We start from the raw sequence: 25,929 nt of genomic DNA, 5'->3' as shown, positions 1-25,929 counted from the left end.
CCGGGCGGTGCGTCCCCCCGCGGCTTCCCGGGGCCGACCCCCGGGGCTCCGCCCCGGACCCCGCTGCTCAATCGCCGCAGGGGCTTGATTTGCCGCACCGGATCGCCCCAGGTCACGCGTCCGCGTACTTCGCATCTGCCGCCGGATCCAACGCCAACCGATACCCCCGCTTGACCACGGTCTGAATCAGTCTCGGCGCCCCGAGGGACGACCTGAGTCGCGCCATCGCCGTCTCCACCGCATGCTCGTCCCGCCCCGCCCCCGGCAACGCCCGCAACAGCTCCGCGCGGGACACCACCCACCCCGGCCGCCGCGCAAGCGCCCTCAGCAGCGACATGCCCGCGGGCGGCACCGGCCGCAGCTCGTCGTCCACGACCACGGCCTGCCCGCGGATCTGCATCCGGTGGCCCGCGATCGGCAACGTACGCGCGCGTGCGGGCAGTTCCTTGCAGAGCAGCTGCACCAGGGGTCCGAGCCGGAACCGCTCCGGCTGCACCGTGTCCACGCCGTGCGCCTGCAACGGCACCGCCGTGACCGGCCCGACGCAGGCCGCGAGCACGTCGTGGTGGAGGGCCGCGAGCAGCTCCTCGAGGAGGCCCCGCTCCTCCGCGCGGCGCAGCAGCGCCGTCGCCGCGGGCGCCGAGGTGAACGTCAGCGCGTCCACCCCGCGCGCCACCGTGGCGTCGAGGAGGCGGTCGACCGGGCCGATGTCCTGCGGCGGGAGCCAGCGGTAGACGGGGACGCCGACCACTTCGGCCCCCGCCTCGCGCAGCGCCTCGACGAAGCCGGGGAGCGGCTCGCCGTGCAGCTGCACGGCGACGCGCCGCCCCTGGACGCCCTCGTCGAGCAGCCGCTCCAGGACCTCGGCCATCGACTCGGACGAGGGCGACCACTCCTCCGTAAGACCCGCGGCGCGCACCGCGCCCTTCACCTTCGGGCCGCGCGCGAGGATCTCGACGCCGCGGAGGCCCGCGATCAGGTCCTCGCCCAGGCCCCAGCCGTCGGCGGCCTCGACCCAGCCGCGGAAGCCGATGGCGGTGGTGGCGATCACCACGTCCGGCGCGTGGTCGATCAACTCCTTGGTGGCGACGAGGAGTTCGCTGTCGTCCGCGAGCGGCACGATACGCAGGGCGGGCGCGTGCAGCACCGAGGCGCCGCGCCGCTGGAGCAGCGCGCCCAGCTCGTCGGCGCGGCGCGCCGCGGTCACGCCCACGGTGAAGCCCTCGATCGGCCCGTGGGCCTGCTCCGGCCTCGTGGCCTGCTGTTCCTCGTCCATGCTGGTTCTCGCCCCGCTCGACGTATGTGCGTGCACCGGGTCCACCGATGCGTCGTCCGAGCCTGTCAACGCTCCGTGTCGGACCCGGATCAACGCTATTGCATGCGTGTTACGGGGTGCGCGCTCACACCTCGGCGTAGCTGAGCTGCGGCTTCGCCTCCGCCGTGGACGGGGCGACGGTCCGCTGGGCCGGGCGGCGAAGGTATACGGCCCAGGTCACCGCGAAGCACACGGCGTAGAAGGCGAGGAAGGCCACGAAGGCCCCGGTGCCGGTGCCGGCCGTCTGGAAGGACTGCCGGAACGCCAGGTTGATGCCGAGCCCGCCGAGGGCGCCGACCGCGCCGATCAGTCCCATGGAGGTGCCGGAGAGCCGCCGCCCGTACGCGGCCGCTTCCTCGCCCGCGAGCCCCTTGGCCAGCGCCTTCGCCTGGAAGATGCCGGGGATCATCTTGTACGTCGACCCGTTGCCGAGCCCGCTCAGCACGAACAGGGCGATGAACGCGACGGTGAACAGCGTGAGCGACTCCTCGACCGAGGCGAGGATCACGACGGCCGTGGCGAGGGCCATGCCGACGAAGTTCCACAGCGTGATGCGCGCGCCGCCGTACGTGTCGGCGAGCCTGCCGCCGACGGGCCGGATGAGCGAGCCGAGCAGCGGGCCGGTGAAGGTGACGCCCGCCGCCTGGAGCGGCGTACGTCCGAACTGGGTCTGCAGGACCAGACCGAAGGCGAACGAGTAGCCGATGAAGGAGCCGAACGTCCCTACGTAGAGGAACGACATGATCCAGGTGTGCCGGTCGCGCGCCGAGTCCTTCGCGGCGCCGGTGTCGTTCTTCACCGTCGCCAGGTTGTCCATGAACAGCGCGGAGCAGACGGTCGCGACGACGATCAGCGGAATGTAGATCCCAAGCAGCACGCGGGGCCCGCCGCTCGCGCCGATCACGGCGAGCGCGACGAGCTGGATGACGGGGACGCCGATGTTGCCGCCGCCCGCGTTCAGGCCGAGCGCCCATCCCTTCTTACGAAGGGGGAAGAACGAGTTGATGTTCGTCATGGAGGAGGCGAAGTTGCCGCCGCCGACGCCGGTGAGCGCCGCGCACCACATGAAGGTGGTGTACGAGGTGCCCGGCTCCATGACCGCGAACGCGGCGACGGACGGCACGAGCAGCATGCTCGCCGAGACGATCGTCCAGTTGCGGCCGCCGAAGACCGCGACGGCGAACGTGTAGGGCACGCGCGCGAAGGCCCCCACCAGCGTCGCCATCGACACGAGGAAGAACTTCCCCGCCGGGTCGATCCCGTACTCGGGCCCCATGAACAGGACCATCACCGACCACAGGGTCCAGATGGAGAACCCGATGTGCTCGGACAGGATGGAGAAGGCGAGGTTGCGCCGGGCGACCTTGGCCCCCGTCTCCTCCCAGAACGCTTCGTCCTCGGGATCCCACCGCTCGATCCAGTTCCGGCTCCGGGGCTGTTCCTTGGGGCCAGGCATCTCACGCCTCCAGGTCACGGTTCGCAGCTGATGTGACCGAAGGTAGGGAGGCCTGATTTCCGGGCTGTGGCGTGGAGTGACCGGCGGGGAACTTCGCTCTCACCTGGCCGGTGGGCAGATGGTGAGGCCCGCGCGGAGCCTCAGGAGCGCGCCACCGGGTCGCCCTCCAGCGTCTGCGGGTCGAAGAGCAGCACGGCACCGGCGAAGAACAGCACGAGGAACGGGCCGATGAGATACGGGACGAGGACCGTGAACACCGCGGAACTCGTGCCGCTGGACGGCGCCATCAGCTCGACGGTGAGCGCCTCCATGCCCAGGTAGTGCATGGCGCAGACGGCGACACCCATGAGCAGACTGGCGCCGAGGCTGACGAAGAGCCCGCGTACGTTCATGATCAGCCACAGGGCGGCGGTGGCCGCCACGACGGCCACCGCCACCGAGGCCGCCACGACGGACGCGCTGTAGTGCAGGGACCCGGCGAACCGCATGGCGGCCATGCCCATGTAGTGCATGGCCGCGACGCCGAGCCCCATGAAGAGGCCCGCGCCGAGCAGGACCGGCGTGCGCTGCCCGCCATAGCCGGCGGCGAAGACCCCCACGCCGACCACGAGCACCGCGACGGCGAGGCTGAGGAAGGTGAGCCGGGCGTCGTAGTCCATGTGCGCCCCGTGCACCTGGAAGCCCATCATCGCGATGAAGTGCATGGACCAGATGCCGACGCCCAGCGAAAGCGCGCTGTACGACAGCCACTTGGGCCGCCCCGAGTCGAGCTGCCGAGCCCGCACGGTGCAGCGCAGCCCGATCCCGCCTCCCAGACTGGCCACTAAAAACGCTGCCACCGGGGTCACCGCCCCATAGCCGAACCCGTCAACCGTCGCCTGCACAACGCACCCCTGGTCGCCCCGTCACGGCTCGTCCGTCGCGAGCACCGGCGGGCAACATTAGCGAGCACCTACACGGCTTGGGGGCGACTTCTACACGCCTCCATCACATCGTGACCCAGCGGCACTTCAGGAGTGCCGCGCCCCTCTCCGACCCTTCCGGCCCTTCCGCCCGTCCGGCCACAGCCGCGGTGCGCGCTTCGCCGCCAGGTCCTCGACCCACCCGGTGGAGACGATCGCGAGGGCGACGAGCGGCCAGACGAGGACGAACGACCAGAGCATGTACGTCGTGTCCAGCGCGGAGCTCAACCGGTCGTCCATGAAGGGCAGTTGGTAGAGCAGGTCGACCAGCGGGAACGTCGCCATGATGAGCAGGTTGTGCCACAGATAGATCGTGACGGCCCGGTTGTTCGCCAGCGTCACCAGGCGGTCCCAGCGCGCGAGCCGACCGGGCAACTTCTGCCAGGACGGCGCGTACTGGAGCAGGATGACGACGAACCCGAGGGACCAGGCCGCCTGGGCGAGCGGTATCTCGTTGAGGTCCCAGCCCTCCTCGGAGAGATGGCCCGAGGCCCACCACAGGCCGAAGCCCATGAGCATCGCGGCGCAGGACACGGCGGCGTAGCGCGGCACCTTCTGCAGCACGCCCTCCTGGTGCGCGAAGCCGAGGACCCAGCAACTGCCGTACACGGCGAAGTCGGTGACGGCCTCCCCGGTGCGGCCCGGGATCTCCACCAGGCCCGTACCGATCACGGCCGTGAGGGCGAGCGGGGCGCAGAGCGTCGCCCACGGGAGCTTGCGGAACGCCTTGAGCAGCAGCGGGGACGCGAGCACGAACCACAGGTAGGCGCGCAGGTACCAGAGCGGCCCGATGCCCTGCTCGGCCCACGTGGTCTCCAGGAAACCGGGCGGGTTGGCGATCTCCCACGGGTAGGCGGGGGCGCCGATCGGGATCACGTAGTTGACGATGCCGAGCCAGCCCCAGGCGCCACCGCCGGTGTCCGGGTCCTTGCCCGGGTTCCAGCCGCCCACGAAGAGCAGCGGCAGCACCAGCGCGCTGAACAGCCACATCGGCGGGAGGAGCCGACGCAGCCGCCCTCGGACGACGCTCAGCGCGGGCCTGCTCAGGGAGCGCGCCATCAGCGATCCGGCGAGCGCGAACATCACGCCCATGGACGGGAAGACGACCGAGAGCCAGACCCAGCCGAAGAAGTGGTAGGCGATGACCCGGACGAGCGCGATGGACCGCAGCAGGTCGAGGTAGCGGTCCCGGCCGGGCTTCTTGGGCGCCGCCTCGACCAACGGGCTTGTGGTGGCAGCCTGTTGGCGTTGCTGCGGCACCTCGGGGAATCGGGCGGTGGCATCGGCCGCCGCCGCACCGGTGGCGACGGCGTCGGTGAGCACGGGCGCGACGGGCGCGACGGTACGCCGGGTATGCGGCGCGGGCGGCACGGCCGGCCAGCCGGCCCCGGTGGCGCCCGCATGGCGCCCGCGCTCCGGCTTGGCGAACCGACTCCCCTGCTCCGAGGGTTCGTTCACTCCCCCGCCGCTTCCGCCGTTCGTCGGATACGTCATGCCACCGGCCTCCGCTCGTCACCGGAGACGGAGGCCGTCCGCTGGTGCGGCACATGGCCGCCGGGGCCCGCGCCCACCACGCCGGTGCGGCGCAGCTTCTGCCAACGCAGGCGGCCACCGGTCAGCGCGGTGATCCAGGACTGGAGCAGCACGACGTACATCAGCTGCCGGTACAGGAGTTGCTGGAGCGGAAGGGATATGAGGTGCGTCATGCGTTCCTTGTCGAGCCGGAAGGCGTACGCCGCGCAGACCGCCTGGAGCGCGAGCACGCCGAACCAGGCGCCGACCGTCTTCCCGGTCGGGCCGAACACGAGCCCGTAGATGAGGAAGACGTCGATCAGCGGCGCGAGGAGCGGGGCCAGGACCATGAAGAGCGAGACCAGCGGAAGGCCGACCCGGCCGAAGCGGCCCGACGGCCCCTTCTCGACCAGGGCCCTGCGGTGCTTCCACATCGCCTGCATCGTGCCGTACGACCAGCGGTAGCGCTGCGACCACAGCTGCTGGACGGTCTCCGGGGCCTCGGTCCAGGCGCGCGCGTTCTCCGCGTAGACGACGCGCCAGCCGTCGCGGTGCAGCGCCATCGTGACGTCGGTGTCCTCGGCGAGCGTGTCGTCGCTCATGCCGCCGACGCGCTCCAGGGCGCTGCGCCGGAAGGCGCCGACCGCGCCGGGGATCGTCGGCATGCAGCGCAGGATGTCGTACATGCGGCGGTCGAGGTTGAAGCCCATCACGTACTCGATGTGCTGCCACGCGCCGATCAGCGAGTCGGTGTTGCCCACCTTCGCGTTGCCCGCGACGGCGCCGACGCCCGGGTCGCCGAACGGCTGGATCAGCTCGCGCACGGTGGCCGGTTCGAAGACCGTGTCGCCGTCCATCATCACGACGAGGTCGAACCGAGCGTTGGCCAGGCCCCTGTTGAGGGCCGCGGGCTTGCCCGCGTTGTGCTGCCGGACGACGCGGACGCCGGGCAGCCGCATGTTCTCCACGATGCGCGCGGTGCCGTCCGTGGAGCCGTCGTCGATCACGACGACCTCGATGGGATGCTCGCTCAGCGTGAGCGAACGGATCGTGTTCTCAATGCACTTGGCCTCGTTGTAGGCCGGTACGAGGACGGAGACCGGCTCCGTGACCGGTGGCCCCCACGTGAAGCCCTTGCGGCGCACCCTGCGCGCGTGCACCCCGGAAAGGATGAGCATCAGGCCGAAGCGGGACATGACGAGGACGCCGATGACGGCGAGGCCGACGACGAGGACGCCCGTGACGTTGTCCGAGGCCTCCACCGCGTAGACCCACGCCTTGCCCTTCCACAGCTCGACGCCGCTCACGGGCGTGTGCGCACCGGGCATGCCGAGGGCCTCGGTCAGGTTCGCGAACTTGTATCCCTCGCCCTGGAGTTGGGGCAGGAAGCGGTCGAGCGCGGCGACGGTCTGCGAGCGGTCGCCTCCGGAGTCGTGCATCAGGACGATGGCGCCCTTGCCGTCCTTGGGCGTGGCACGGCGGATGATCTCGTCGACGCCGGGTCGCTTCCAGTCCTCGCTGTCCGTGTTGTTGACGACCGTGATGTAGCCGCGCGAGCCGATGTACTTGGTCACCGGCCACGACGCGTCGTCCATGGCGTTCGCGAACGAGGAGTACGGCGGCCGGAACAGGGAGGTGCGCACGCCGGCCGCGCCTTCGAGGGCCAGCTGGTTCTGCGACAGCTCCCAGTCGATGCGCTTCTTCGACTGGTAGGAGAGGTCCGGGTGGTTGAAGGTGTGCAGGCCGACCTCGTGCCCCTCCTCCACCATGCGGCGCACCAGGTCGGGATGGCGCGAGGCCATGGTGCCGGTGACGAAGAAGACGGCGTGCGCGTCGTGCTTCTTGAGGACGTCGAGGACCTTGGGGGTCCACTCGGGGTCGGGGCCGTCGTCGAAGGTGAGCACCAGTTGGTGCTTGCCTATGGAACGGCTGGTCTCCCGGTCCCCCCTGGTGTCGATGACGGGTCCGCCGTCGAGGATCTTCTCCGGCACCTTGTCGGTGGCCGCCTCGGGGCGGATGCGGTGGTCCGCGAGGATCTCGCTGTGGACGTAGCCGCGCAGCATCAGCATCGCGATCACGGCGACGAGCAGCAGTGAGGGCAGCAGATAGCGCAGCGGAAGGCGGCGCCTGCGGGCCGCGGCCTGTGCGTGGCGTGGGCGGTCGGACATCTACAGGACGCTGCTTTCCAGGGGCGGGACGAGGGACGCCACCAGGGGCGCTACGAGCAGGTGCGCGAGGTCGCCGACGGCGACGGTGCCCGAGCCGTCGGCCACGGTCCCGTCCGCCGGGCCGGTCGGCTGGCCGCCGGGGTCCGTCGACGGGTCGGCGGTGCCGTCACCGGGCGGCTCCGTCGTCGGGTCGTCGGGCTCGTCCGGCTTCGTGGGCTTCGTGGGCGGCGTCGTCGCACCGCCCGTGGGCCTGGTGGACGACGAGGTCCCGGTGGACGGCTTCCCGGACGCGCTCGACCCGGCCGAAGCCGACGCGCTCGCGCCGGGCGCCGTGGGGGCGCTCGGGACGACGCTGCCGGAGGCGCTGGGCTGCGGGGTGGCGCCCGGCGACCCGGACGTCGAGAGGGCCGGGGTGGGCTCGGACGGCTTGGTGCCGACCTTGTCCGCGCCCTTGCCCTCGGCGGGCATGGGCAGCCACGGCGCGTCGGAGTTCCCGGAGAAGAGGGTGACCACGATGACGACCGCGTAGACCGCGATGGCCAGGCCCGCCGCCACACCGAAACGGCGGAAGTTGCGGCTGCGCCGCCCCGAGTCGTCGACGAAGACGGGGAGTTCCTTGTCGTCGGCGCCCGTCTCCCGGGCCGCTCCGCCCCCTGCGTCGCCGCCCGGTCTCGCACTCTCCAGGTCGCCCAACTGCCGACCCCTGAAGTCGAGTTGGACCGTCACCTCGTGCGGGTCATGACTCGGCCCGGACAGGCCGTCTTCTCGTGAGTTCTCCACCGTACGCACATCCCCCCAAGGACACGTTCATGCGCGCGACTTCAGGGGTCCACGACGGCCGAACCGGGCCCCCACCCGATCCAAGCGCCCCCTCTTATCACACTGCACTCGACCCCCGAATGTAGCGCACACCAGTGACACCCGCGTACACACCTCATTCACGACTCAACATAATCTGCACATCTGCGGCTGGAATCCACGCCTCCGGAGGCCTTTCCAGCCACCCGCCCTCCACCGCGAGGGCGGCCGCGGCGGCCCGAAGTGCCGCAATTCCGGGGTGTTTGCGCCCCTTTCGCCACACGAGTGACACAGGCGACAGTGGCACCGGGTCGACGAGCGGGCGCAGCACCGACCCCGGCATGGCCGGAAAGTCCACCCCGGTAAGGACGGGATTCCGGTACTTGCCCATGATCCGGCGGAACTCCTCCTTGCCGACGGCGAGCGGCGCGGGCGGCGCGACGTGGATGCCCCGGCCCTCGAACAACAGGCGGGCGAGATCGGTCCATTCGGGCGTGCGGGGGTTACCGGCGCCCGCGTAGACCGTCTCCCCTGCGAGCCGGTCCAGCGGCACGGCGTCGAGCGCGACCAGCGGATGGTCATCGGGCAGCATGATCGCCATCGGCTCGTAGCGCACGGGCTGCTGGGAGAGCCGGGCACGCACGGCCGGGTCGAGTCCGGCGAACCGGCCGAAGGACACGTCGAGCCGCCCCGCGAGGAGTTCGGCGGCGGCCCAGGTCAGGCCGCTCTCGTAGCGGGCCATCAGCTCGTGGCCCGGGGCGAGTTCGCGGGCCCGTGCGAGCACCCGCTCGTGCGCGAGACCCGGGCTGTTGACGTCGACGAGCAGCGGCGGGTCGGTGGCGGCGGGCCCGGTGAAGGCCGTGAGCAGCTCGTCCTGCGCCGCGATCACGCGCCGCGCGTGCGGCAGCAGCCGGGCCCCGTCGGCGGTGAGCGTCACCTGCCGGGTGGTGCGGCCGAAGAGGTCGACGCCCAACTCCCGTTCCAGGCGCCGAATGTCTCGGCTGAGCGCCTGCTGGGCGACGTACAGCCGGGCGGCGGCGCGGGTGAAGTGCAGCTCGTCGGCGACGGCGAGGAAGGCGCGCAGCAGGCGGGGTTCGACGTTCGCTGGTGGCATCGGGCGAACTTACAACGCAGGCGCGTGAAAACTGACAACGCAGGCGCGTGAGAATTGACAACACAGGCGCGTCAATCGGCGCCGAGTAGGTGTTGGACCCCACACCTGACCTGCGGTGATGCTCATGGCATGGCCACCACCACGTCCTACACCCGGCTGTTCGCCATCCCCGGCGCCCGCGCCTTCACCTTCGGCAACCTCATCGCCCGCTTCCCGCAAGGGATGTTCAGCATCAGCGCCGTGATGCTGATCTCCGGGGTCCGCGGCTCGTACGCGCTCGCCGGGGCGGTCACCGCGTCGGCCCTGGTCGCGAGCGCGTTCATCGGGCCGTGGCTCGCACGCATGGTGGACCGGTACGGACAGGCCAGGGTCGCCGTGCCCGCGACGCTGGTTGCGGCGTCCGGCGCGCTCGCGCTCCTGGTGTGCGTACGGCTCGACGTCCCGGACTGGGCACTGTTCGCGGCGTATCTGCCGACGGCGGCGCAGCCCAACACGGGCGGCATGTCGCGGGCCCGCTGGTCGCATCTGCTCGACGGCGATCCGAGAGCGCTGCACACCGCGAACTCCTTCGAGCAGGCGGCGGACGAGCTCTGCTACATGCTCGGCCCGGTGGTGGCCGCGTTCCTGTGCAGCGCGCTGTTCCCGGAGGCGGGCGCGCTCGTCGGCGCGTTCCTGATGGTGACGGGCATCCTGGTGTTCACCGCCCAGCGCGCGACGGAGCCGCCCGCCCACGCGCCTACGAAGGCGACGAAAACGCCACTACGCGCGCGTGGCATACCGTCCCTCCTTGTCGTCTTCCTCGCGACAGGCGCGATCTTCGGCTCCCTCGAAGTCGTCACGGTGGCCTTCGCCGACGGGCTGGGCCACAAGCCGTGGGCGGGCGGCATCCTGGCGTTGCAGGCGGCGGGTTCGTGCGTGGCGGGCCTGATCTTCGGCGCCGTACGGCCGACGGGACCCGCGGCCCGCCGCCACCCGGTGTGCGTCGCGGCGATGGCGGCGCTGATGACGCTGCCCCTGCTCGCGGCGGCGCTCACGGGCTCGCTGTACGTCCTCGGGGGCGCACTCCTGATCGCGGGCATGGCGACGGCCCCGACGATGGTGACGGGCATGACGCTGGTCCAACAGCGCACCCCCGAAGGCCAGTTGAACGAGGGCATGACGCTCGCGGTGACGGCCATCCTCGGCGGCATCGCGTGCGGCTCGGCGACGGGCGGCGCCGCGGTGGAGCACTGGGGCCCCACCGCGGCGTACACGGTGCCGGTCACGGCAGCGGCGTGCGCACTGCTGCTGGCGCTGTACGGCTACGTACGCGTCGGCCGTTGACGGGTCCGTCGGCGGCGGATCAGCACGTGACCGGCTTGCGCCACGAGCACTCCAGGTCGCCGTCCCGTTCGGCGGCCGGGACGGAGCGCGTGGACTTCGGCGCGACGGCCGCCGCCTCCTTGGACGTCGACTTCGCGAGGGTCACGACGATGGCGTCCTCGAGCGGTTTCACGGAGTCGACGAGGTAGTTGTTCTGGACGACGCTGTACACGAGCGACCGCCCGTCGGCGTCCTTCACATAGCCCGATAGCGCGGACGCGCCCGTCAACGACCCGGTCTTGCCACGGGCGTTGAGCGCGGCGGGCGTGTCGCACATCCGGCTCCGCAGCGTCCCGCCGACGAACCGGTCCGGGTCGCAGGCCACGGGAAGCGACTTGTACCAGTCGGCGTACCAGGGCTCGTCCTGTACGGAGAGGAGGAGGTCGGCGAGCTGGCGGGCGGCGAAGTTGTCCTTGCGCGAGAGCCCGGACCCGTCGACCTGCCGCAGCTTGGTGGCGTCGACCCCGGCGCCCTTCAGATAGTCGGCGACGGCGTCGATGCCGTCACCCCAACTCCCGGGCTTTCCGGTCGCCTTGTAGCCCATGGCCTTGGTGAGGGACTCGGCGTGCATGTTGTTGGAGAGCTTCATGAAGGGGATCAGCAGATCCTTCAGCGGCATGGAGTCGTGCGTGGCGAGCCGCTTCGCGCCCTCGGGCGTGGCCCGTCCCAGCTTGGTGGAACCGCCGACCTTCACCCCGTGCGCGGCGAGCGCGTCCCGGAACACGGCGGCCGCGTACCCGGTCGGCTCCCACACGGTCACCCACTCCTTGGTGGTGTCCCCGCCCACCGGCACGGTGCCGCTCACGGTGATGGTGTTGGTCCCGTGCCGCCGCTCGACGGCGACGGTGTCGTCTCCTCCGGCCCGGACGGTGGACGCCTTGAGGTCGATATCGACGTAACGGTTCTTCGGCGTGACACTGACGGCGGGCCGGTCCCCCGCCTTGGCGCCAGGCTTCACCTCGACGATGACGGTCCCGGTGTCGTAGTCGGTGTCGGGCGCGACGCTCAACGCGCTGATCTGGGCGGCGTAGTACGAGGACTCGTCGTCGCCGCCCCAGGTGTCACCGATCCGGTGGTCGTCGAACCGGGTGTCGTCCGCGACGAGCCGCCCGCTCACCCGCTTCACACCGGCCGCGGCGACGTCGGCGGCGAGCTTGTCGTAATCAGCGGCGAGGGTGGTCGGGTCCCCGGTGCCGCGCAGATACAGGTCCCCGTCGAGCACCCCGCCGCGCACCCGCCCACCGGCGAGCACATCCGTGCCGAACCGGTAGTCGGGGCCGAGGACGCCCATCGCCGCGGTGGAGGTGGCGAGCTTCGTGTTGGAGGCGGGCGCGAGCCGCCCGGTCGGATTGTGCTGGTACAGGGTCTCCCCGGTCTTCGCGTCGGCCACGACGACACTCGCCGCGCCGCCCTCCATCCGCGCGTCACCGAGAATCGTGTCGATCGCCTCCGGCAGCCCACTGGGTGTGGAATCGGCGCCGGCGGGCGCTCCCCAACTCAGCGTTGCTGCGATCACGACGGCCACGGCGGGCAGGGTCCATCTCGATCCCTTGCGTCTACTCATGCCACAGGAGCATCCCGGAACCGCAGGGCCCCGCCAAGACCCACGACAAAGGCCCGACTGTCTGAACAGTCGGGCCTGAATCGCATGGGGTGTGGCTGGTGGAGATGGCGGGAATCGAACCCGCGTCCAACGGTGCAGCAGCAGGGCTTCTCCGTGTGCAGTTCGCTTCGATTTTCTCGGCCCCGGTGATCACGCGAACAAGTCGCCGACGGGCCCAGCCACTGTTTGATTTCCTTTTCCGCCCCGTGGCCGGACGGAAAAGTTTAGTTCCCTAGATTATGCCAGGATCCGGGCCGGGAACACTCCCGGGCTGACACCCTTTAGGGTCCCTCACTCACTGCTTATTAGGCAGCGAGGGCGAAGGACTGGGAATCGCTCTTAGAATTGGCGATTATTGGTTGCGACATATGGTTAACGAGATCATTGCCGCTTCCTCGACACGCTTCACCTGCTTCGACATCCGCTGTCGAAACCGATCATCCCCATGTGGTTTTTTCAAGTGGGCCTCTCGACCCGGTGCCCCTGCGGTGAGGAGCAGTGCCATCGTACGTGACCAACGCCCGACGATGCCAGCCTATTCCTGACGGATGCCCTCAGCCCATCCGCTCGTTGTTGCGCTGCCGCCGCTTCGCCGAGGCGATCGCCCGGTCCGAGTCCCGCCGGTCCTGCTTCTCGCGCAGCGTCTGCCGCTTGTCGTACTCCTTCTTGCCCTTGGCGAGCGCGATCTCGGCCTTCGCCCGGCCGTCCTTGAAGTAGATCGCCAGGGTCACGATCGTGTGCCCGGTCTCCTCGGACTTCGACTCCAGCTTGTCGATCTCCTCCCGGTGCAGCAGCAGCTTGCGCTTGCGGCGCACCGCGTGGTTCGTCCAGGTGCCCTGGTTGTACTCGGGGATGTGGGCGTTGTGCAGCCACGCCTCACCCCCGTCGATCTGGACGAAGGCATCGGCGAGCGAGGTGCGACCCTGCCGCAGGGACTTGACCTCCGTGCCGGTCAGCACGATGCCGGCCTCGTAGGTGTCCATGATCAGGTAGTCGTGGCGCGCCTTCTTGTTCTGCGCGACCATCTTGCGCTTGCCGTCCTTCTTCTCGGACGACGCCCCCTTGCCCTGCTTGGGCTGGGACTCCTTCGGTACATACATTGCCTTGGCCATAGTGCTGGCCATTTTCGCACTACGAGGGGGCCCCGAGGCCAGTCAATACTGTCTCCGCCCGCCGCAGGGTGTCCGCCTCGGCCTCCAGATCGGGCGTGATGCCACGGCCGTCGACCGTACGGCCCGATGGGGTGCGGTAGTGCCCGACGGTCAGCTCCGCCACGGAGCCGTCGGGCAGTCGGCTCGGCATCTGGACCGAACCCTTGCCGAAGGTCCTGGAGCCCACGACGACCGCTCGGCCGCGGTCCTGGAGGGCGCCGGTGAGCAACTCGGCCGCGCTCATCGTCCCGCTGTCGACGAGCACGACCACCGGTCTGGACGTGTCGGCCCCCCGCTGCGCGTGCAGGGCCCGCTGCGCCCCGCGTACGTCGTACGTCGCCACGAGCCCGCCGTCGAGGAACGCGGAGGACGCCCTGACCGCCTCGGTGACCAGGCCCCCGGCGTTGCCCCGCAGGTCGAGCACGACGCCCGCGCGCGCGGGTGCCGCGCCGACCGCCGTGTCCACCTGGTCGCCGACGCCCTTCGTGAAGGCGCTGACCTTCACGAGCGTCGCGCCGTCGGGCAGTCGCGTGGAGGTGACGGAGTCGGTCGACAGGTTGGCGCGGCGCAGGGTCTCGCTCCACGCGCGCGTGCCGCGCTGCAGGCCGACGTGGACGGGGGTGCCGGCGTGCTTGCCCCGCAGGAGCGCGAGGACCTCGGTGACGGGGTGTCCGGTGACCGGCTCGCCGTCGACCGCCGCGATGCGGTCGCCCTCGCGGATGCCGGCGTGCTGCGCGGGCGAGCCCTGCCGGACCTTGGAGACCTGCACCCACCCGTCGGCGGTGCGCCGGGCCCGCAGGCCGATGCCGGTGTACTCGCCGTCGAGGGCCTGCTCGAACTCCTCGTACTCGCCTCGCGAGTAGACGGAGCCCCAGCGGTCGCCGCTGCGGCTGACGGCGTCCTCGGCGGCCTTCGTGGGCGATTTCCCGTCGGCCATCGCCTCGGCCGCCGCGTCGCTCGGATCGGTCGGTCGCGCGATCGGTTTCTCGTGCGCGGCGACGAGCGAACTGTCCGCGCTCTCCTTGGGTTTCTGGTGCCCACCCGGCCAGGAGCCGGTGGCCGCGCCACCCGCGAGGACCGTCACGAAGATCAATGTCAGGGTCGCCCCGCGGCCGATGCGACGGGGCCTGGAGTACAGCTCCGGACCTGACATGTCGGTGAGTCTAGGACAACCGAGGGCGCCGTACGGGGCGTTGACCCGCACGACGCCCCGTGGCGCGAAGGACTCTCGTCACACCTTCAGGTACTTGCGCAACGCGACGAACGCGGCAAGCGCCGGCATCAGCACACTCACGGCGAGGATCAGCGGCAGCTTCGTCAACACCGAGTCCCAGCCGATGAAGTTGATGAGCTGCAGCTTGTCGGAGAGGGCCACGCCGTTGTCGATCACGAAGTACTGGCCGGCCGCGAGGAACACACAGGCGATGCCGCCGCCGATGAGCCCGGCGACCGCGGCCTCCATGATGAACGGCGCCTGGATGTAGAAGCCGGACGCGCCGACGAGCCGCATGATCCCGGTCTCGCGGCGGCGGCTGAACGCGGACACCCGGACGGTGTTCACGATCAGCAGCAGCGCGACCACGAGCATCACCACCATCACCGCGCCCGCCGCGTAGTTCAGGTAGCCGAGCAGCCGGAAGAGGTTGTCGAGCACGCCCTTCTGGTCCTGCACGGACTGCACTCCGGGCCGCCCGTTGAACGCCGTCGCGATGACGTCGTACTTCTCCGGGTTCTTCAGCTTGATCCGGTACGACTCCTGGAGCTGGTCCGGCGTGAGCGAGCTGGCCAGCGGGGAGTCGCCGAACTGCTCCTTGTAGTGCTTGTACGCCTGGTCCTGCGATTCGTGCGCCACGGAGTCGACGACGGGCAGCTTGTCGAGATCCCTGACGATCTCCTTCTTCTGCTCGGTCGTGACCGGGCCCTTGGCGCAGTTCGGGTCGGAGTCGGCATCTCCCTTGTTGCACAGGAAGATCGAGACGTTGACCTTGTCGTACCAGTAGCCCTTCATCTGGTTGACCTGGTCGCTCATGAGCAGCGAGCCGCCGAAAAGGGCGAGCGAGAGGGCAACCGAGATGATCACGGCGAAGGTCATCGTGAGGTTACGGCGGAGTCCTACGCCGATCTCCGACAGAACGAATTGGGCACGCATAGCGTCACTAACGCCTTTCGCAGCTTTCTTTCTCGGTACTTCTCGCGGTTCTCAGTGCTGGTAGCCGTACACGCCGCGCGACTGGTCGCGCACGAGGCGGCCGTGCTCCAGCTCGATGACGCGCTTGCGCATCTGGTCCACGATGTTCTGGTCGTGGGTGGCCATGATCACGGTGGTGCCCGTCCGGTTGATCCGGTCGAGCAGCTTCATGATGCCGACCGAGGTCTGCGGGTCGAGGTTGCCCGTCGGCTCGTCCGCGATCAGCAGCTTCGGCCGGTTGACGAAGGCCCGCGCGATGGCCACGCGCTGCTGCTCACCACCGGAGAGCTCGCCGGGCATGCGGTCGTCCTTGCCGCCGAGGCCGACGAGGTCGAGGACCTGCGGCACGGACTTGCGGATCTCACCGCGGGACTTGCCGATGACCTCCTGGGCGAAGGCGACGTTCTCGCCGACCGTCTTGTTGGGCAGGAGCCGGAAGTCCTGGAAGACCGTGCCGAGCTGGCGGCGGATCTGCGGGACCTTCCAGTTGGATACGCGTGCAAGGTCTTTGCCCAGGACGTGCACCTGGCCGTGGCTGGCCCGCTCCTCGCGCAGCACGAGGCGCAGGAACGTCGACTTGCCGGAGCCGGACGAGCCGACCAGGAAGACGAACTCACCACGCTCGACCTCGAGGGAGACATCCCTGAGGGCGGGCCGGGTCTGCTTGGGATAGACCTTGGAGACGTTGTCGAATCGGATCACGGGTGCACCACGGGTAGCCGGAGGTAGGTGTGCGTGACCATACGCGAAGCCGCGCACGGAGCGCAGGCGCCGTCCCTCGTTGAGCGTTTTGTCCCGCCGCGATGCGCGATACGGCGCCGGAATTGTCCGCCCCGTACCTGGTCAGGGGCGGTACTTCCAGCGGGGCGCGCCTAATTTCCGGGAAGCTGGCACAGTGGTAGGGGGAACGGTTGCGTTTCCCGGAGCGTTGAGCGGAGAGAACCCCAGGGTGCCCGGTGGCAGGCTCCGCCGCGCGGGAGGAGGAGAAGCGCATGACCTACGACCGATTGGTGTGCGCGAACTGCGCGGCCCCTGTGAGCGAGGGCCGCTGCCCGGTGTGCCGGGCGAATCGCGAGCGGCTTCAGCAGCAGAACCCGCTGGCCGCGCTCAGCCCCATGGCGCTGGTCGCCCTGGTGGCGGTGCTCGTGGCAGCGGTGGCGCTCCTCGCGCATCAGACGGTGTAGTCGCCACGGAAGACATACGAAAGGGCCCGGAGCCGATCGGCTCCGGGCCCTTCGCGTATGCGTAGTGCTACGCGGCGGCGCCGCCGCGGTTGTTCGCGAGGCGCGGCAGGAGTCGGAAGCCGACACCGCCCGCGATCATCGTGGCCGCACCGATCACCAGGAACGTGGTGCCGGAGGAGCCGGTCTCGGCCAGCTCGCCGCTGGGCTTGGCTGCGGCACCGGTCTGCTCGGTGGGAGCGGAGCCGGTGTCCTGCAGGCTGTCCTTGCCCTGACCCTGCTCGACGGGGTTGTTGTTGCCGTCGGGGTTGGTGTTGTCGCCACCGCCGGTGGACGAGCCACCGGTGCTGGAGCCGCCACCCGTGGAGTCGTCGCCACCGGTCGTGGAACCGCCGGTGGAGGACGAACCGCCGGTGGAGGAGCCACCGGTGGAGTCGTCGCCGCCGGTGCCGCCACCGTTGCCGTTGCCACCCGAGTTGCCGTTGCCACCGGTGGAGTCGTCGCCACCGGTCGTGGCACCGCCGGTGGAGTCGTCGCCACCGGTACCACCCGTGGAGTCGTCACCGCCGGTCGTGTCGCCGCCGTTGGTGTTGCCCTCGGTGATACCGGCGACGCCACCGTTGGTGTTGCCCTCGGTGACACCCGCGATGCCGTTGCCCGGGTCCTCATCGCCGGGCGGCTGCTCGTCGTCACCGCTGTCGTCGTCGGTGGGCCAGCAAATAAGGCCGAGCGGGCCACACGTCTCGCCGCTCTTCTCGTCGACGGTGGCGGCGGATGCCGCACCCGCGGCGGTCAGCGAGGCGCCGGCCGCAATTACCGCACCGGCCGCTATCCGCGCAAAGCGGATCCGCGTCTTCTTGGTCATCTGTCTGCTACCCCCAGTAGCCAATCGTCAGTGGAGCAGCGCCAGGGACCGCGTTCATCGGAGACAACAGAGGCCTCGTACACCCCTCCCCCGTTCACACGCGTCCCACTAATACGCATGCCGCGCGCAACCCTTTCCACTTTTGAGATCAACGTCAAGGGCGTTGCGTACGCTATGTCCACAGTTGAGGCGAGTTGACCGCCTTACGAACATGTGACTGTGACGTAAATGCCTGGCCAGTCTTCACAAGTGCGGCACATCTGGATTCGGATTGGCGCAAAACGAAAGGCAACTACCGCTCTCGAAACGGTAGTTGCCTGTAATTCGTTGAAACCCGGAGTTACTTCTCCTGCTGCTTGCGCCAGCGAATTCCGGCCTCGATGAAGCCGTCGATCTCGCCATCGAGAACGGCCTGCGGGTTGCCGACCTCGAACTCGGTACGGAGGTCCTTGACCATCTGGTACGGGTGCAGGACGTACGAACGCATCTGGTTGCCCCAGGAGCTGCCGCCGTCGCCCTTGAGGGCGTCCATCTTGGCGCGCTCCTCCTGGCGTTGCCGCTCGAGGAGCTTGGCCTGCAGCACGTTCATGGCCGTGGCCTTGTTCTGGATCTGCGAGCGCTCGTTCTGGCAGGAGACCACGATGCCGGTGGGGAGGTGCGTCAGACGGACCGCGGAGTCCGTCGTGTTCACGCCCTGGCCGCCGGGGCCCGAGGAGCGGTAGACGTCCACGCGCAGGTCCGACTCGTCGATCTCGACGTGGTCGGTCTGCTCGACGACGGGCAGCACCTCGACGCCCGCGAAGGACGTCTGGCGACGGCCCTGGTTGTCGAACGGCGAGATGCGCACCAGGCGGTGCGTGCCCTGCTCGACGGAGAGCGTTCCGTAGGCATAGGGGACCTTGACCGCGAAGGTGGTCGACTTGATGCCGGCCTCTTCCGCGTACGAGGTCTCGTAGACCTCCGTCTTGTACCCGTGCCGCTCGGCATAGCGCAGGTACATGCGCTGCAGCTGCTCGGCGAAGTCCGCGGCGTCGACGCCGCCGGCCTCGGCGCGAATGTTGACGAGGGCCTCGCGGGAGTCGTACTCGCCGGAGAGCAGCGTGCGGACCTCCATCTCGTCCAGCGCCTTCTTCACGCCCTTGAGCTCGGACTCGGCCTCGGCACGGGTGTCCGGGTCGTCCTCCTCCTCGGCCATCTCGAACAGCACGCCGAGATCGTCGAGACGGCTGCGCAGCGCCTCGGCCTTGCGGACCTCCGCCTGGAGGTGGCTCAGCTTGCTGGTGATCTTCTGCGCCGCCTCCGGGTCGTCCCACAGGGACGGCGCGGCCGCCTGCTCCTCGAGCACGGCGATATCTGCCCTCAGCTTGTCGAGGTCCAGGACGGCCTCGATCGACTCCATGGTCGAGGAGAGGGACTTCAGCTCTTCGGATACATCGACGACTGCCACAGGACCAGCCTAACGGCTGGTGCAAGTGATCCGCCCCGGCCGTCCTCGGCGCCGGTGCTACGGCTGTGCGGGCGCGGAATTGTTGCTGTCCACGGGCGGCGCCTCGTCGGAGCCCGAGGACGCTGCCGCCCATACGCCGCCGCCGACCGCGGCGACCAGGACGAGTCCGGCCACCCCGAGGGTGATCCGTCTGCGGCGCGCAGAGTGCCGGTTGCGGGCCGAGCCGGGCCGGGGCGATCCGTGGGCGCGGGGTGCGCGGGCGGTGCCGCGGGCGCCGCCGGCCAGTTCGTCCGGGGCCGGGACCCTCATCGACGTATGGGTGTCGCGGTTGGAGTCCTTGGGCGCGGAGCCGGGGATCAGGGAGACGGCGCCGCGGCGGGGCCGCTCCGGGGGGTCCTCCGGCGTCTCGGTCCGCTGGTCCGGTTCGTCGTCGGGGGCGGGCTCCGTCTCCGGCTCGTCCACGTCGAGCGGGGGCAGGCCGGTGAGCATCGGCTGCAGTTCGCGCAGACGCGCGGCCAGCTCGGTGGCGCGCAGGCGGGAGGCCGGGGCCTTGGCGAGGCACTGGATGAGCAGCGTCCACAGCTCGTCGGGGATGCCGGGGAGCGGGACCACCGTCTCCGTGACGTGCCGGCGCAGGATGGCGCCGGGGTGGCCGCCCCCGAACGGCGTGAAGCCGGCGAGAAGTTCGTACAGGACCGTCGCGAGCGCGTAGATGTCGACGGCCGCGCGCGCGGGCAGGCCCTCGATGACCTCGGGGGCGAGGTAGTCCGGCGTTCCAATGATCTTCGTCGCGCGCGTGCGGCGCGGGGTGTCGATCAGCTTGGCGATGCCGAAGTCGGTGAGCAGCGCGGGGTGCGAGCCGCCGGGGCCGAGCTCGCCCTGCATGTCGAGCAGTACGTTCTCCGGCTTGACGTCGCGGTGCACGATGCCCGCGGCGTGCGCGGCGGCGAGGCCCTCGGCGATGTCCGCGGCGACGGCGACCGCGGCCTCGGGCGGCATCCGGCGCTCGCGGTCGAGCCGCGTGCGCAGGTCCGTGCCCCGTACGAGGTCCATGACGAGCGCCAGGTCGTTCCCGTCGACCACCAGGTCGCGCACGCCCACCACGCGCGCGTGGTCGAGGCTCAGCAGGGCGGTGCGCTCCTGGACGAAGCGGCCGACCAGTTCCTGGTCGGCGGCGAGGTCCTCGCGCAGCAGTTTGATGGCGACCGGACCCTCGGGTCCCTCACCCAGCCACACCGTGCCCGCACTGCCGCGCCCCAGGATCTGGTGTGCGGTGTACCGGCTGCCGATCTTCCGTGCCAAGGCTGCTCCTACCAGACGCGTGTTGGCGCCCAAGCTACGCGGCTCGGACGCCAACCTGCGCATCAGAGGGGGAATTCACCCGCTGGGTGTCGACAAATCGCCAACGTCACCGTCTAGTTGCCGGTCTTGCTCCCGAGATCGCCGATCCAGCCGGACACTGTGGAGAACCAGTCGGAGATCTGGGCCCAGTAGCCCTTGCCGGTGCCGATCCAGTCCTGGAGCGGGGTGAACTCCCAGACCAGCCAGCTCACCACGAAGAGCATCACGATCATGAACAGGCAGCCCTTGAGGCAGCCGAGGCCCGGAATCCGCATCCGGTTGGGACTGCGGCGGCGCGGCTCGCGCGGCTCCGGTGCCGGGCGCGGGGCCTGGCGGGGCGGCGGCTGCTGCGGCGGCGCGTACTGCTGCGGCTGGTGCTGGGGCTGCTGCTGCGGCGCGTACTGCTGCGGTTGGTGCTGCTGGGGCTGTTGCTGCTGCGGGCGCGCGACCTGGCGCTGCGGGCGGCGGCGCAGCGGGTCCTCGTTCGGGTCGAGGTACTGGACCTGCGTCTGCTCGTTGCGGTCGCGGGCCGCGCGCAGTTGGTTGCCCCAGGCGTCGGGCATCTGCTCCGGCTGGCCCTGCGGCATGGGCGGCATCACGGCCGTCGGATCGGCGGCGTCGCCGCCCTGGCCGTTGCCCTGCTGCTGCATGATGCTGGTGGCCGCGTTCGGGTCGTACGCCGACGCCGCCGCGGCACCGGCCGCCGCCCCCGCCGCTCCGGCGAAGCCCGCCGCCGCCGCGTTGTTCGGCAGCACCTGCGTCGGGTCCGCGTCCGAGGTGCCGGGGGTGCCCGGCACGTGGGCCGGGGTGGGGTCCGGCATCAGGAGCGCGCCGACGCCCTCGGCCGCGGCGATCTGCGCGCTGTTCGCGTGCACGCCGATCCCCTCGGCGACGGTGCGCAGGCCGCGCGCGAGGTTCTCCGCGCTCGGCCGTTCGTCCGGGTTCTTGCGCAGGCAGCGCTCGATGACCGTCCACAGCGGGTCCGGGACCGTCGAGGGACGGCGCGGTTCGGCGCTGAGGTGCTGGTGCAGGACCTCGAGCGCAGAGCCGCCGGAGAACGGCGGTCGGCCCGTGACCAGCTCGTACAGCAGGATGCCCGCGCCGTAGACGTCGACGGCGCTGGTCTGCGGGCGGCCCTCGGCGGACTCGGGCGCCACGTAGGCGGGCGTGCCGACGAACTCGTGGGTGCGGGTCAGGCCCGGGGAGTCGGCGAGGCGGGCGATGCCGAAGTCGGTGAGCATCGGGTACATCTCACCGGCGTCCTGCTTCAGTAGGACGTTGGCCGGCTTGAGGTCGCGGTGCACCACCCCGTCGGCGTGCGACGCGGCGAGCGCGTCGGCGATCTGGGCCGTCAGGAGCGCGGCGCCGACCGGCGAGAACGGCCCGTTCTCGCGCAGGTAGCGGTGCAGATCCGGGCCCTCGACGAGGTCCATGACGAGGGCGAGCAGCTCGCCCTCGACGACCAGGTCGCGGGTGCGCACGATGTTCGGGTGGGTGAGCCGCAGCAGGACGGAGCGCTCCCTGAGGAAGCGCATCACCACGTCCGCGTCGTTGGCGAGCTCTTCCTTGAGGACCTTGATCGCGACGGTCTCGCCGGGCTGCCCGGCGACGGCCGCCTCGGCGCCCGCCGTCTCGCGCTGGCGGGCTCGCCAGACGGTGCCCGTGGCGCCGCGTCCGAGCGGCTCCTCGAGCAGGTACTTGCTGCCTACCGGCCGCACGTCATGCGCTCCCTGCATCGGTACTTGCTTGGGTCACCTGGTTCCGGGTGTTCCGACCCACTCTAGTGGCGGATCCCCCGGTACCGACTGTCGATCTTCCGTGGTTTCGGCCGTGACGGCCCTACCCATGTTCGACGGAAAGACGCACGGCTGGGGCAGTCGGTTGCCGAGGGACGACGTGACTGATCTCAAGCGGGCAACGAGCAGGAACTTTTACGGGCAGAGCCGACCAATCAAGATCACTTACGGGTGGGGGGCGGGCGTGTTGTCAGCGGCAAGTGCAAGGATGCCTCCAGCACTGGCTGACGTGCCCGTGGCGGTGGGGGGAATCTGCGGTGGGGGACCGCGGGGCAGCCCCTCTGTTCCCGGGCGCCCGCGCAGAAGGGACCGCAGGCGGCGATGCAGATCCGGCTTACCGTCGTAGACCCCCTGGGCACGCGCCCCGACATGCTCGCATGTGGTGACGGAGCGCTGGCACGCGGTGTCGACGTGCTGGTCACGGCGCCCGCAGGCACCGCACTCGCGGCGGTCGCCTCCGGCCTGGCCACCGCCGTCGCGGGCGGCGAGGCGGGGTCCACGACCTTGTACGCGGGCACGGAGCGGCTCGATGCACAGCGCTGCGTCATAGGTGAGCCCCCGCTGATCGACGGCGCGGTGATCGCGCTCGGCGCCCCCGTGGACCCGGGCCCCGAGCCGGACGACGCGGCGGCCCAGCTCCATGTGGTGGCGGGCCCCGACGCGGGCGGCGTCCACCTGCTGCACGGCGGGCAGATCCGTATCGGCCGCTCCGCCGACGCCGACGTATCGCTCGACGACCCGGACGTGTCACGCCTGCACTGCGCGGTGACGCTCGGCGCCGACGGCCGGATCTCGGTGGAGGACCTGGAGTCGACGAACGGGACGTCGGTGGACGGCCGCCCCCTCGGCTCCCGCCCCGTCCGCCTGTCCCCCGGTTCGCTGGTGCGCCTCGGTGAATCGGCGCTGCGGGTCTCCGTCGCGGGTGACGCCGCCCGGCCCAGGCCGCTGCGGACGGCGCCGGACGGGGAGGGGCACGTACGGGTGCTGTTCACCGAACAGCCGGTTGACGCGCCCGCGCAGGCTCCCGCCGCCGACCCCGGCCAGGAGACCGGGCACGCGTACGGGGACTCCGCCTGGGGCGCGGCGAGCGATGCCGCTCATGAGGGCGCGCGGCCGCTGGTACCCGAACAGGAGCCGACCGAAGAGGCGGACCCCACGCGCGTGGGCACCCCCGCGCGTGGCACCTCGCTGCCGCAGGCACCGCGCAAGCGCGGCGGGCTCTCGCGCCTGCTGCGCCGCGGCAAGCGGGACGAGCGTGAGGGCTTCGACATGGAGGACCAGCAGCACGAGATCCACGAGCCGCACGTGCTGCGCACCCCACAGCGCTCCGAACCCGTCGCCGACCTCTCCATGCCTCCTGAGGCTGAGGCCCCCTCGTACGAGGAGGAGCCCAGGCCCGTCGCCGGCGCCGCCGAGACGTGGCCCGACGCCGCCGCGCTGCTGCTCACCGCGCTCGGCCCCGGGCCGCGGCTGTGGGAGCGCGGGCCCGGCGACGCGGAGGCGCTCGCGGTGCGGCTCGGCAGCGTCGACCGGCCGGGTCCCGGCGGGGTGGGGCTGCTACCCGCCGTGCCGGTGACCGTGGGCCTCGCCGAGGCCGGGGCGCTGGGGGTCGCGGGGCCGCGCGCGCGGCTCGCGGGCCTGGCGCGCTGCGCCGTCGCCCAGCTCACGACGTTGCACGCGCCGGAGCGCCTGGAGCTCGTACTGGTCTCGACCGACCGTGCGCGCTCCCTGGAGGAGCGGGTCGCCGACTGGTCCTGGCTCGGCTGGCTGCCCCAGGTACGCCCCGCCCACGGCCAGGACTGCCGGCTGCTGCTCGCGTACGACCGTGAGCAGGCGGCGGCCCGTACGAACGAGCTGCTGCGCCGCCTCGACGACCACGCGGCGGGGTACCGGCCCTCGGCGCGGACTCCCGACGAGCCCGTCGCCGCGACGGTCGTCGTGATCGACGGCGACCCGGGGAGCGCCTCCCTTCGGGAGGCCACGGTGCGGCTCGCCGCCGAAGGGGCCGCGGCCGGGATCCACGTGGTGTGCCTGGCCGAGGCGCCCGCCGCCTCGCCCGCCTCACCGGCCACACAGAGCTATGAGGCGGCCTGCGCGCAGAGCCCGGCGTTCCGCGCGTGCGGGGCCGTGGCGCTGCTCAGCGGTGACGTGGCGACGACACTTCGCCTGCACCGGGCTGCGCAGGGCCAGCTCGTCGGGCACGGCACGGTCGGTACGGCCGACGCGGTGTCGCTCGCCTGGGCGGAGCGGTTCGCGCGGGCGCTCGCTCCGTTGCGCACGGACGCGGTGGGCGGTTCCGGTGACCGGCCGGGCTCGCGCGTGTCGGCGCCGCTGCCCCAAACCTCCCGCCTCCTGGACGAGTTGGGGCTCGCCCGTGCCACCCCGGCGTCCCTCATGGCGCGCTGGGCGGCGGCCGGGGACGATCCCGACTCCATCGGCGGGCGGGTGTGGGCGGTGCTCGGGGCCGGGCCCCGCGGGCCGCTGACCGTGGACCTGGCCGCGGAAGGGCCGCATCTGCTGGTCGAGGGGCCCGCGGGAAGTGGCCGTACGGAACTGCTGCGTTCGGTCGCCGCGTCGCTCGCCGCGGCGGAGCGTCCCGACCGGCTCGGGATGGTGCTGGTCGACGGGGCGTCGGGCGGGGAGCGCGCGGAGGGGCTGCGGGTCTGCACGGACCTGCCGCACGTCACGACGCACCTCGGTGCCAACGACCCCGTACGGATGCGGGAGTTCGCCCAGGCGCTGAGTACCGAGCTGAAGCGGCGGGCCGAGCTCATAGGGCGTACGCACTTCTCCGAGTGGCACACACAGCGGGCCGTGTCGGGGCGGGTCGTGTCCCAGCGCGGGGCGCCGTCGTCCGAGAGTGCCGGGGATGTGGACGTGCCGCCGAGTTCGACGATGCGGCTCCGTCCCGGGGCCACGCGGGAGCGGGCGGAGGCCGGGCCTCCGCTGCCGCGGCTCGTGGTCGTCGTGGACGACCTGGACGCGTTGCTGTCGCCGCCGCTCGGGTCGATGGGGCGGCCGGCCGCGGGGTCCGTGGTCCGGGCCCTGGAGGCCGTCGTACGGGACGGGGAGCGGCTCGGGGTGCACCTCGTCGCGGCGTTCGCCTCCGGCGGGGCCGGGGGGTGGGTGGCTCGGCCGCGGGTGGTGCTGGACGCGCCAGGGGCCGGGAGTGAGGATCCGGCGCCGGGGCGTGGGGTGTTGCACGGGGCGGACGGGCGGGACGTCGAGGTACAGGCGGGCCGGGTGACCGGCCGCATCCCTCGTACGGCCACTCAGCGGCCCACCGTGGTGGCGCTGGAATGGGCCCGCATGGGCGACCCCCCGGACCGCCGCCCGGTCCGCGAACTGGGCAACGGCCCCACGGACCTGGCCCTCCTGGCGAGTGCGCTTGAGCGCGCCTCGCGTTCCGTATCGGCAACCGAGGTCCCCTCACTCCTCTAGGCGGCACCGTTCCGGGCGGCACCGGGGCTGGTCCCCCACGTACGGCCGCGCCACACCGGCCCGGCAGCACCGGGACCAGCCCCTACGTACGGCCGCGCCACTTCAGCGGCACCGTGGCCGAGCCCTGCCGTATGGGCTCGCGGGCCCTGGTAGGTGTGCGCCGTGGTCACCATGACGCCCCCGGGTGGCTGCGGTGCAGATGCTGCATCTCGGCGAGCATCCTGCCGAA

Annotated in this window: 19 protein-coding genes and 1 other RNA gene; 3 read left to right on the top strand and 17 right to left on the bottom strand. The window is 71.2% G+C overall.

Annotation, left to right across the window (positions count from 1 at the left end):
• Positions 1 to 112: 112 nt before the first annotated feature.
• The 7 genes from ABT004_RS19240 to ABT004_RS19210 all read right to left on the bottom strand — a co-directional run bounded on the left by ABT004_RS19240 (position 113) and on the right by ABT004_RS19210 (position 9,325).
• Positions 113 to 1,276, bottom strand: coding sequence for a uroporphyrinogen-III synthase (locus ABT004_RS19240; RefSeq protein ID WP_351338174.1), 1,164 nt, complete (start codon positions 1,274 to 1,276; stop codon positions 113 to 115).
• 124 nt (positions 1,277 to 1,400) lie between these two features.
• Positions 1,401 to 2,771 carry a nitrate/nitrite transporter gene (locus tag ABT004_RS19235; protein WP_351338171.1) on the bottom strand — a complete coding sequence of 457 codons (1,371 nt, stop codon included), beginning with the start codon at positions 2,769 to 2,771 and terminating at the stop codon, positions 1,401 to 1,403.
• 140 nt (positions 2,772 to 2,911) lie between these two features.
• Positions 2,912 to 3,655 (bottom strand): MHYT domain-containing protein, encoded by a 744-nt coding sequence (locus ABT004_RS19230; RefSeq protein WP_351338168.1) that lies wholly within the window; start codon positions 3,653 to 3,655, stop codon positions 2,912 to 2,914.
• 126 nt (positions 3,656 to 3,781) lie between these two features.
• Positions 3,782 to 5,227 carry an acyltransferase family protein gene (locus ABT004_RS19225; RefSeq protein ID WP_351338165.1) on the bottom strand — a complete coding sequence of 482 codons (1,446 nt, stop codon included), beginning with the start codon at positions 5,225 to 5,227 and terminating at the stop codon, positions 3,782 to 3,784.
• Complete coding sequence (locus ABT004_RS19220) at positions 5,224 to 7,413, bottom strand: bifunctional polysaccharide deacetylase/glycosyltransferase family 2 protein (RefSeq protein ID WP_351338162.1); 2,190 nt, start codon at positions 7,411 to 7,413, stop codon at positions 5,224 to 5,226. Before ABT004_RS19220 ends, ABT004_RS19225 begins: the two co-directional genes overlap by 4 nt.
• Complete coding sequence (locus ABT004_RS19215) at positions 7,414 to 8,193, bottom strand: hypothetical protein (protein ID WP_351338160.1); 780 nt, start codon at positions 8,191 to 8,193, stop codon at positions 7,414 to 7,416.
• A 154-nt stretch (positions 8,194 to 8,347) separates the two neighbouring features.
• A complete protein-coding gene (locus ABT004_RS19210; protein WP_351338158.1) occupies positions 8,348 to 9,325 on the bottom strand; it encodes a LysR family transcriptional regulator in 978 nt (325 codons plus the stop codon).
• Between the two features lie 129 nt (positions 9,326 to 9,454).
• Between ABT004_RS19210 and ABT004_RS19205 the strand changes: the two genes are divergently transcribed.
• Entirely contained in the window at positions 9,455 to 10,648 is a 1,194-nt protein-coding gene (locus tag ABT004_RS19205) for an MFS transporter (protein WP_351338156.1), read from the top strand.
• A gap of 19 nt (positions 10,649 to 10,667) precedes the next feature.
• On the opposite strand, the gene dacB is transcribed toward ABT004_RS19205, so the two are convergent.
• The 6 genes from dacB to ftsE form a co-directional block, all read right to left on the bottom strand.
• A complete protein-coding gene (dacB, locus tag ABT004_RS19200) occupies positions 10,668 to 12,251 on the bottom strand; it encodes a D-alanyl-D-alanine carboxypeptidase/D-alanyl-D-alanine endopeptidase (protein WP_351338153.1) in 1,584 nt (527 codons plus the stop codon).
• A 96-nt stretch (positions 12,252 to 12,347) separates the two neighbouring features.
• Positions 12,348 to 12,735: a transfer-messenger RNA gene (gene ssrA, locus ABT004_RS19195) on the bottom strand.
• 109 nt (positions 12,736 to 12,844) lie between these two features.
• Positions 12,845 to 13,390 carry an SsrA-binding protein SmpB gene (gene smpB, locus ABT004_RS19190; protein WP_351338241.1) on the bottom strand — a complete coding sequence of 182 codons (546 nt, stop codon included), beginning with the start codon at positions 13,388 to 13,390 and terminating at the stop codon, positions 12,845 to 12,847.
• Positions 13,391 to 13,421: 31 nt separating this feature from the next.
• The gene (locus tag ABT004_RS19185; RefSeq protein ID WP_351338150.1) at positions 13,422 to 14,594 is read right to left on the bottom strand and encodes a S41 family peptidase; all 1,173 of its coding nucleotides are present in this window, start codon (positions 14,592 to 14,594) and stop codon (positions 13,422 to 13,424) included.
• A gap of 78 nt (positions 14,595 to 14,672) precedes the next feature.
• Positions 14,673 to 15,590 carry a permease-like cell division protein FtsX gene (gene ftsX / locus ABT004_RS19180; RefSeq protein WP_351338148.1) on the bottom strand — a complete coding sequence of 306 codons (918 nt, stop codon included), beginning with the start codon at positions 15,588 to 15,590 and terminating at the stop codon, positions 14,673 to 14,675.
• Between the two features lie 51 nt (positions 15,591 to 15,641).
• Positions 15,642 to 16,331 (bottom strand): cell division ATP-binding protein FtsE, encoded by a 690-nt coding sequence (gene ftsE / locus ABT004_RS19175; protein WP_326015669.1) that lies wholly within the window; start codon positions 16,329 to 16,331, stop codon positions 15,642 to 15,644.
• 290 nt (positions 16,332 to 16,621) lie between these two features.
• Here ftsE and ABT004_RS19170 point away from each other — a divergent pair, with 290 nt between their 5' ends.
• Complete coding sequence (locus ABT004_RS19170; RefSeq protein WP_351338145.1) at positions 16,622 to 16,813, top strand: hypothetical protein; 192 nt, start codon at positions 16,622 to 16,624, stop codon at positions 16,811 to 16,813.
• Between the two features lie 67 nt (positions 16,814 to 16,880).
• Here ABT004_RS19170 and ABT004_RS19165 read toward each other — a convergent pair whose 3' ends face one another.
• From ABT004_RS19165 to ABT004_RS19150, 4 genes are all read right to left on the bottom strand, one after another.
• Positions 16,881 to 17,675: a hypothetical protein gene (locus ABT004_RS19165; protein WP_351338143.1), complete on the bottom strand. Its 795-nt coding sequence runs from the start codon at positions 17,673 to 17,675 to the stop codon at positions 16,881 to 16,883.
• 340 nt (positions 17,676 to 18,015) lie between these two features.
• On the bottom strand, positions 18,016 to 19,122 hold the full coding sequence (gene prfB / locus ABT004_RS19160; protein WP_351338141.1) for a peptide chain release factor 2: 1,107 nt from the start codon (positions 19,120 to 19,122) through the stop codon (positions 18,016 to 18,018).
• A 57-nt stretch (positions 19,123 to 19,179) separates the two neighbouring features.
• Positions 19,180 to 20,424 (bottom strand): serine/threonine-protein kinase, encoded by a 1,245-nt coding sequence (locus tag ABT004_RS19155; protein WP_351338139.1) that lies wholly within the window; start codon positions 20,422 to 20,424, stop codon positions 19,180 to 19,182.
• A 113-nt stretch (positions 20,425 to 20,537) separates the two neighbouring features.
• Positions 20,538 to 22,181, bottom strand: coding sequence for a serine/threonine-protein kinase (locus ABT004_RS19150; protein WP_351338137.1), 1,644 nt, complete (start codon positions 22,179 to 22,181; stop codon positions 20,538 to 20,540).
• A gap of 399 nt (positions 22,182 to 22,580) precedes the next feature.
• On the opposite strand from ABT004_RS19150, the gene ABT004_RS19145 reads away from it, so the two are divergent.
• On the top strand, positions 22,581 to 25,700 hold the full coding sequence (locus tag ABT004_RS19145; RefSeq protein WP_351338135.1) for an FHA domain-containing protein: 3,120 nt from the start codon (positions 22,581 to 22,583) through the stop codon (positions 25,698 to 25,700).
• Positions 25,701 to 25,929: the final 229 nt, after the last annotated feature.

The organism is Streptomyces sp. NPDC002790 (assembly GCF_040295505.1).
GTDB lineage: Bacteria > Actinomycetota > Actinomycetes > Streptomycetales > Streptomycetaceae > Streptomyces.
Note: the sequence above shows the minus strand (reverse complement) of the source record. Positions and strands in the feature narration are given on the sequence as shown.

Bases quoted from the DNA above. Each gene is read 5' to 3' on its own strand.
- ABT004_RS19205 (WP_351338156.1), top strand. From the start codon at position 9,455: ATGGCCACCACCACGTCCTACACCCGGCTGTTCGCCATCCCCGGCGCC.
- dacB (WP_351338153.1), bottom strand. From the start codon at position 12,251: ATGAGTAGACGCAAGGGATCGAGATGGACCCTGCCCGCCGTGGCCGTC.
- ABT004_RS19185 (WP_351338150.1), bottom strand. From the start codon at position 14,594: ATGTCAGGTCCGGAGCTGTACTCCAGGCCCCGTCGCATCGGCCGCGGG.
- ABT004_RS19235 (WP_351338171.1), bottom strand. From the start codon at position 2,771: ATGCCTGGCCCCAAGGAACAGCCCCGGAGCCGGAACTGGATCGAGCGG.
- ABT004_RS19165 (WP_351338143.1), bottom strand. From the start codon at position 17,675: ATGACCAAGAAGACGCGGATCCGCTTTGCGCGGATAGCGGCCGGTGCG.
- ABT004_RS19145 (WP_351338135.1), top strand. From the start codon at position 22,581: ATGCAGATCCGGCTTACCGTCGTAGACCCCCTGGGCACGCGCCCCGAC.
- ftsX (WP_351338148.1), bottom strand. From the start codon at position 15,590: ATGCGTGCCCAATTCGTTCTGTCGGAGATCGGCGTAGGACTCCGCCGT.
- ABT004_RS19220 (WP_351338162.1), bottom strand. From the start codon at position 7,413: ATGTCCGACCGCCCACGCCACGCACAGGCCGCGGCCCGCAGGCGCCGC.
- ABT004_RS19240 (WP_351338174.1), bottom strand. From the start codon at position 1,276: ATGGACGAGGAACAGCAGGCCACGAGGCCGGAGCAGGCCCACGGGCCG.
- smpB (WP_351338241.1), bottom strand. From the start codon at position 13,390: ATGTATGTACCGAAGGAGTCCCAGCCCAAGCAGGGCAAGGGGGCGTCG.
- ABT004_RS19170 (WP_351338145.1), top strand. From the start codon at position 16,622: ATGACCTACGACCGATTGGTGTGCGCGAACTGCGCGGCCCCTGTGAGC.
- ABT004_RS19225 (WP_351338165.1), bottom strand. From the start codon at position 5,227: ATGACGTATCCGACGAACGGCGGAAGCGGCGGGGGAGTGAACGAACCC.
- ABT004_RS19210 (WP_351338158.1), bottom strand. From the start codon at position 9,325: ATGCCACCAGCGAACGTCGAACCCCGCCTGCTGCGCGCCTTCCTCGCC.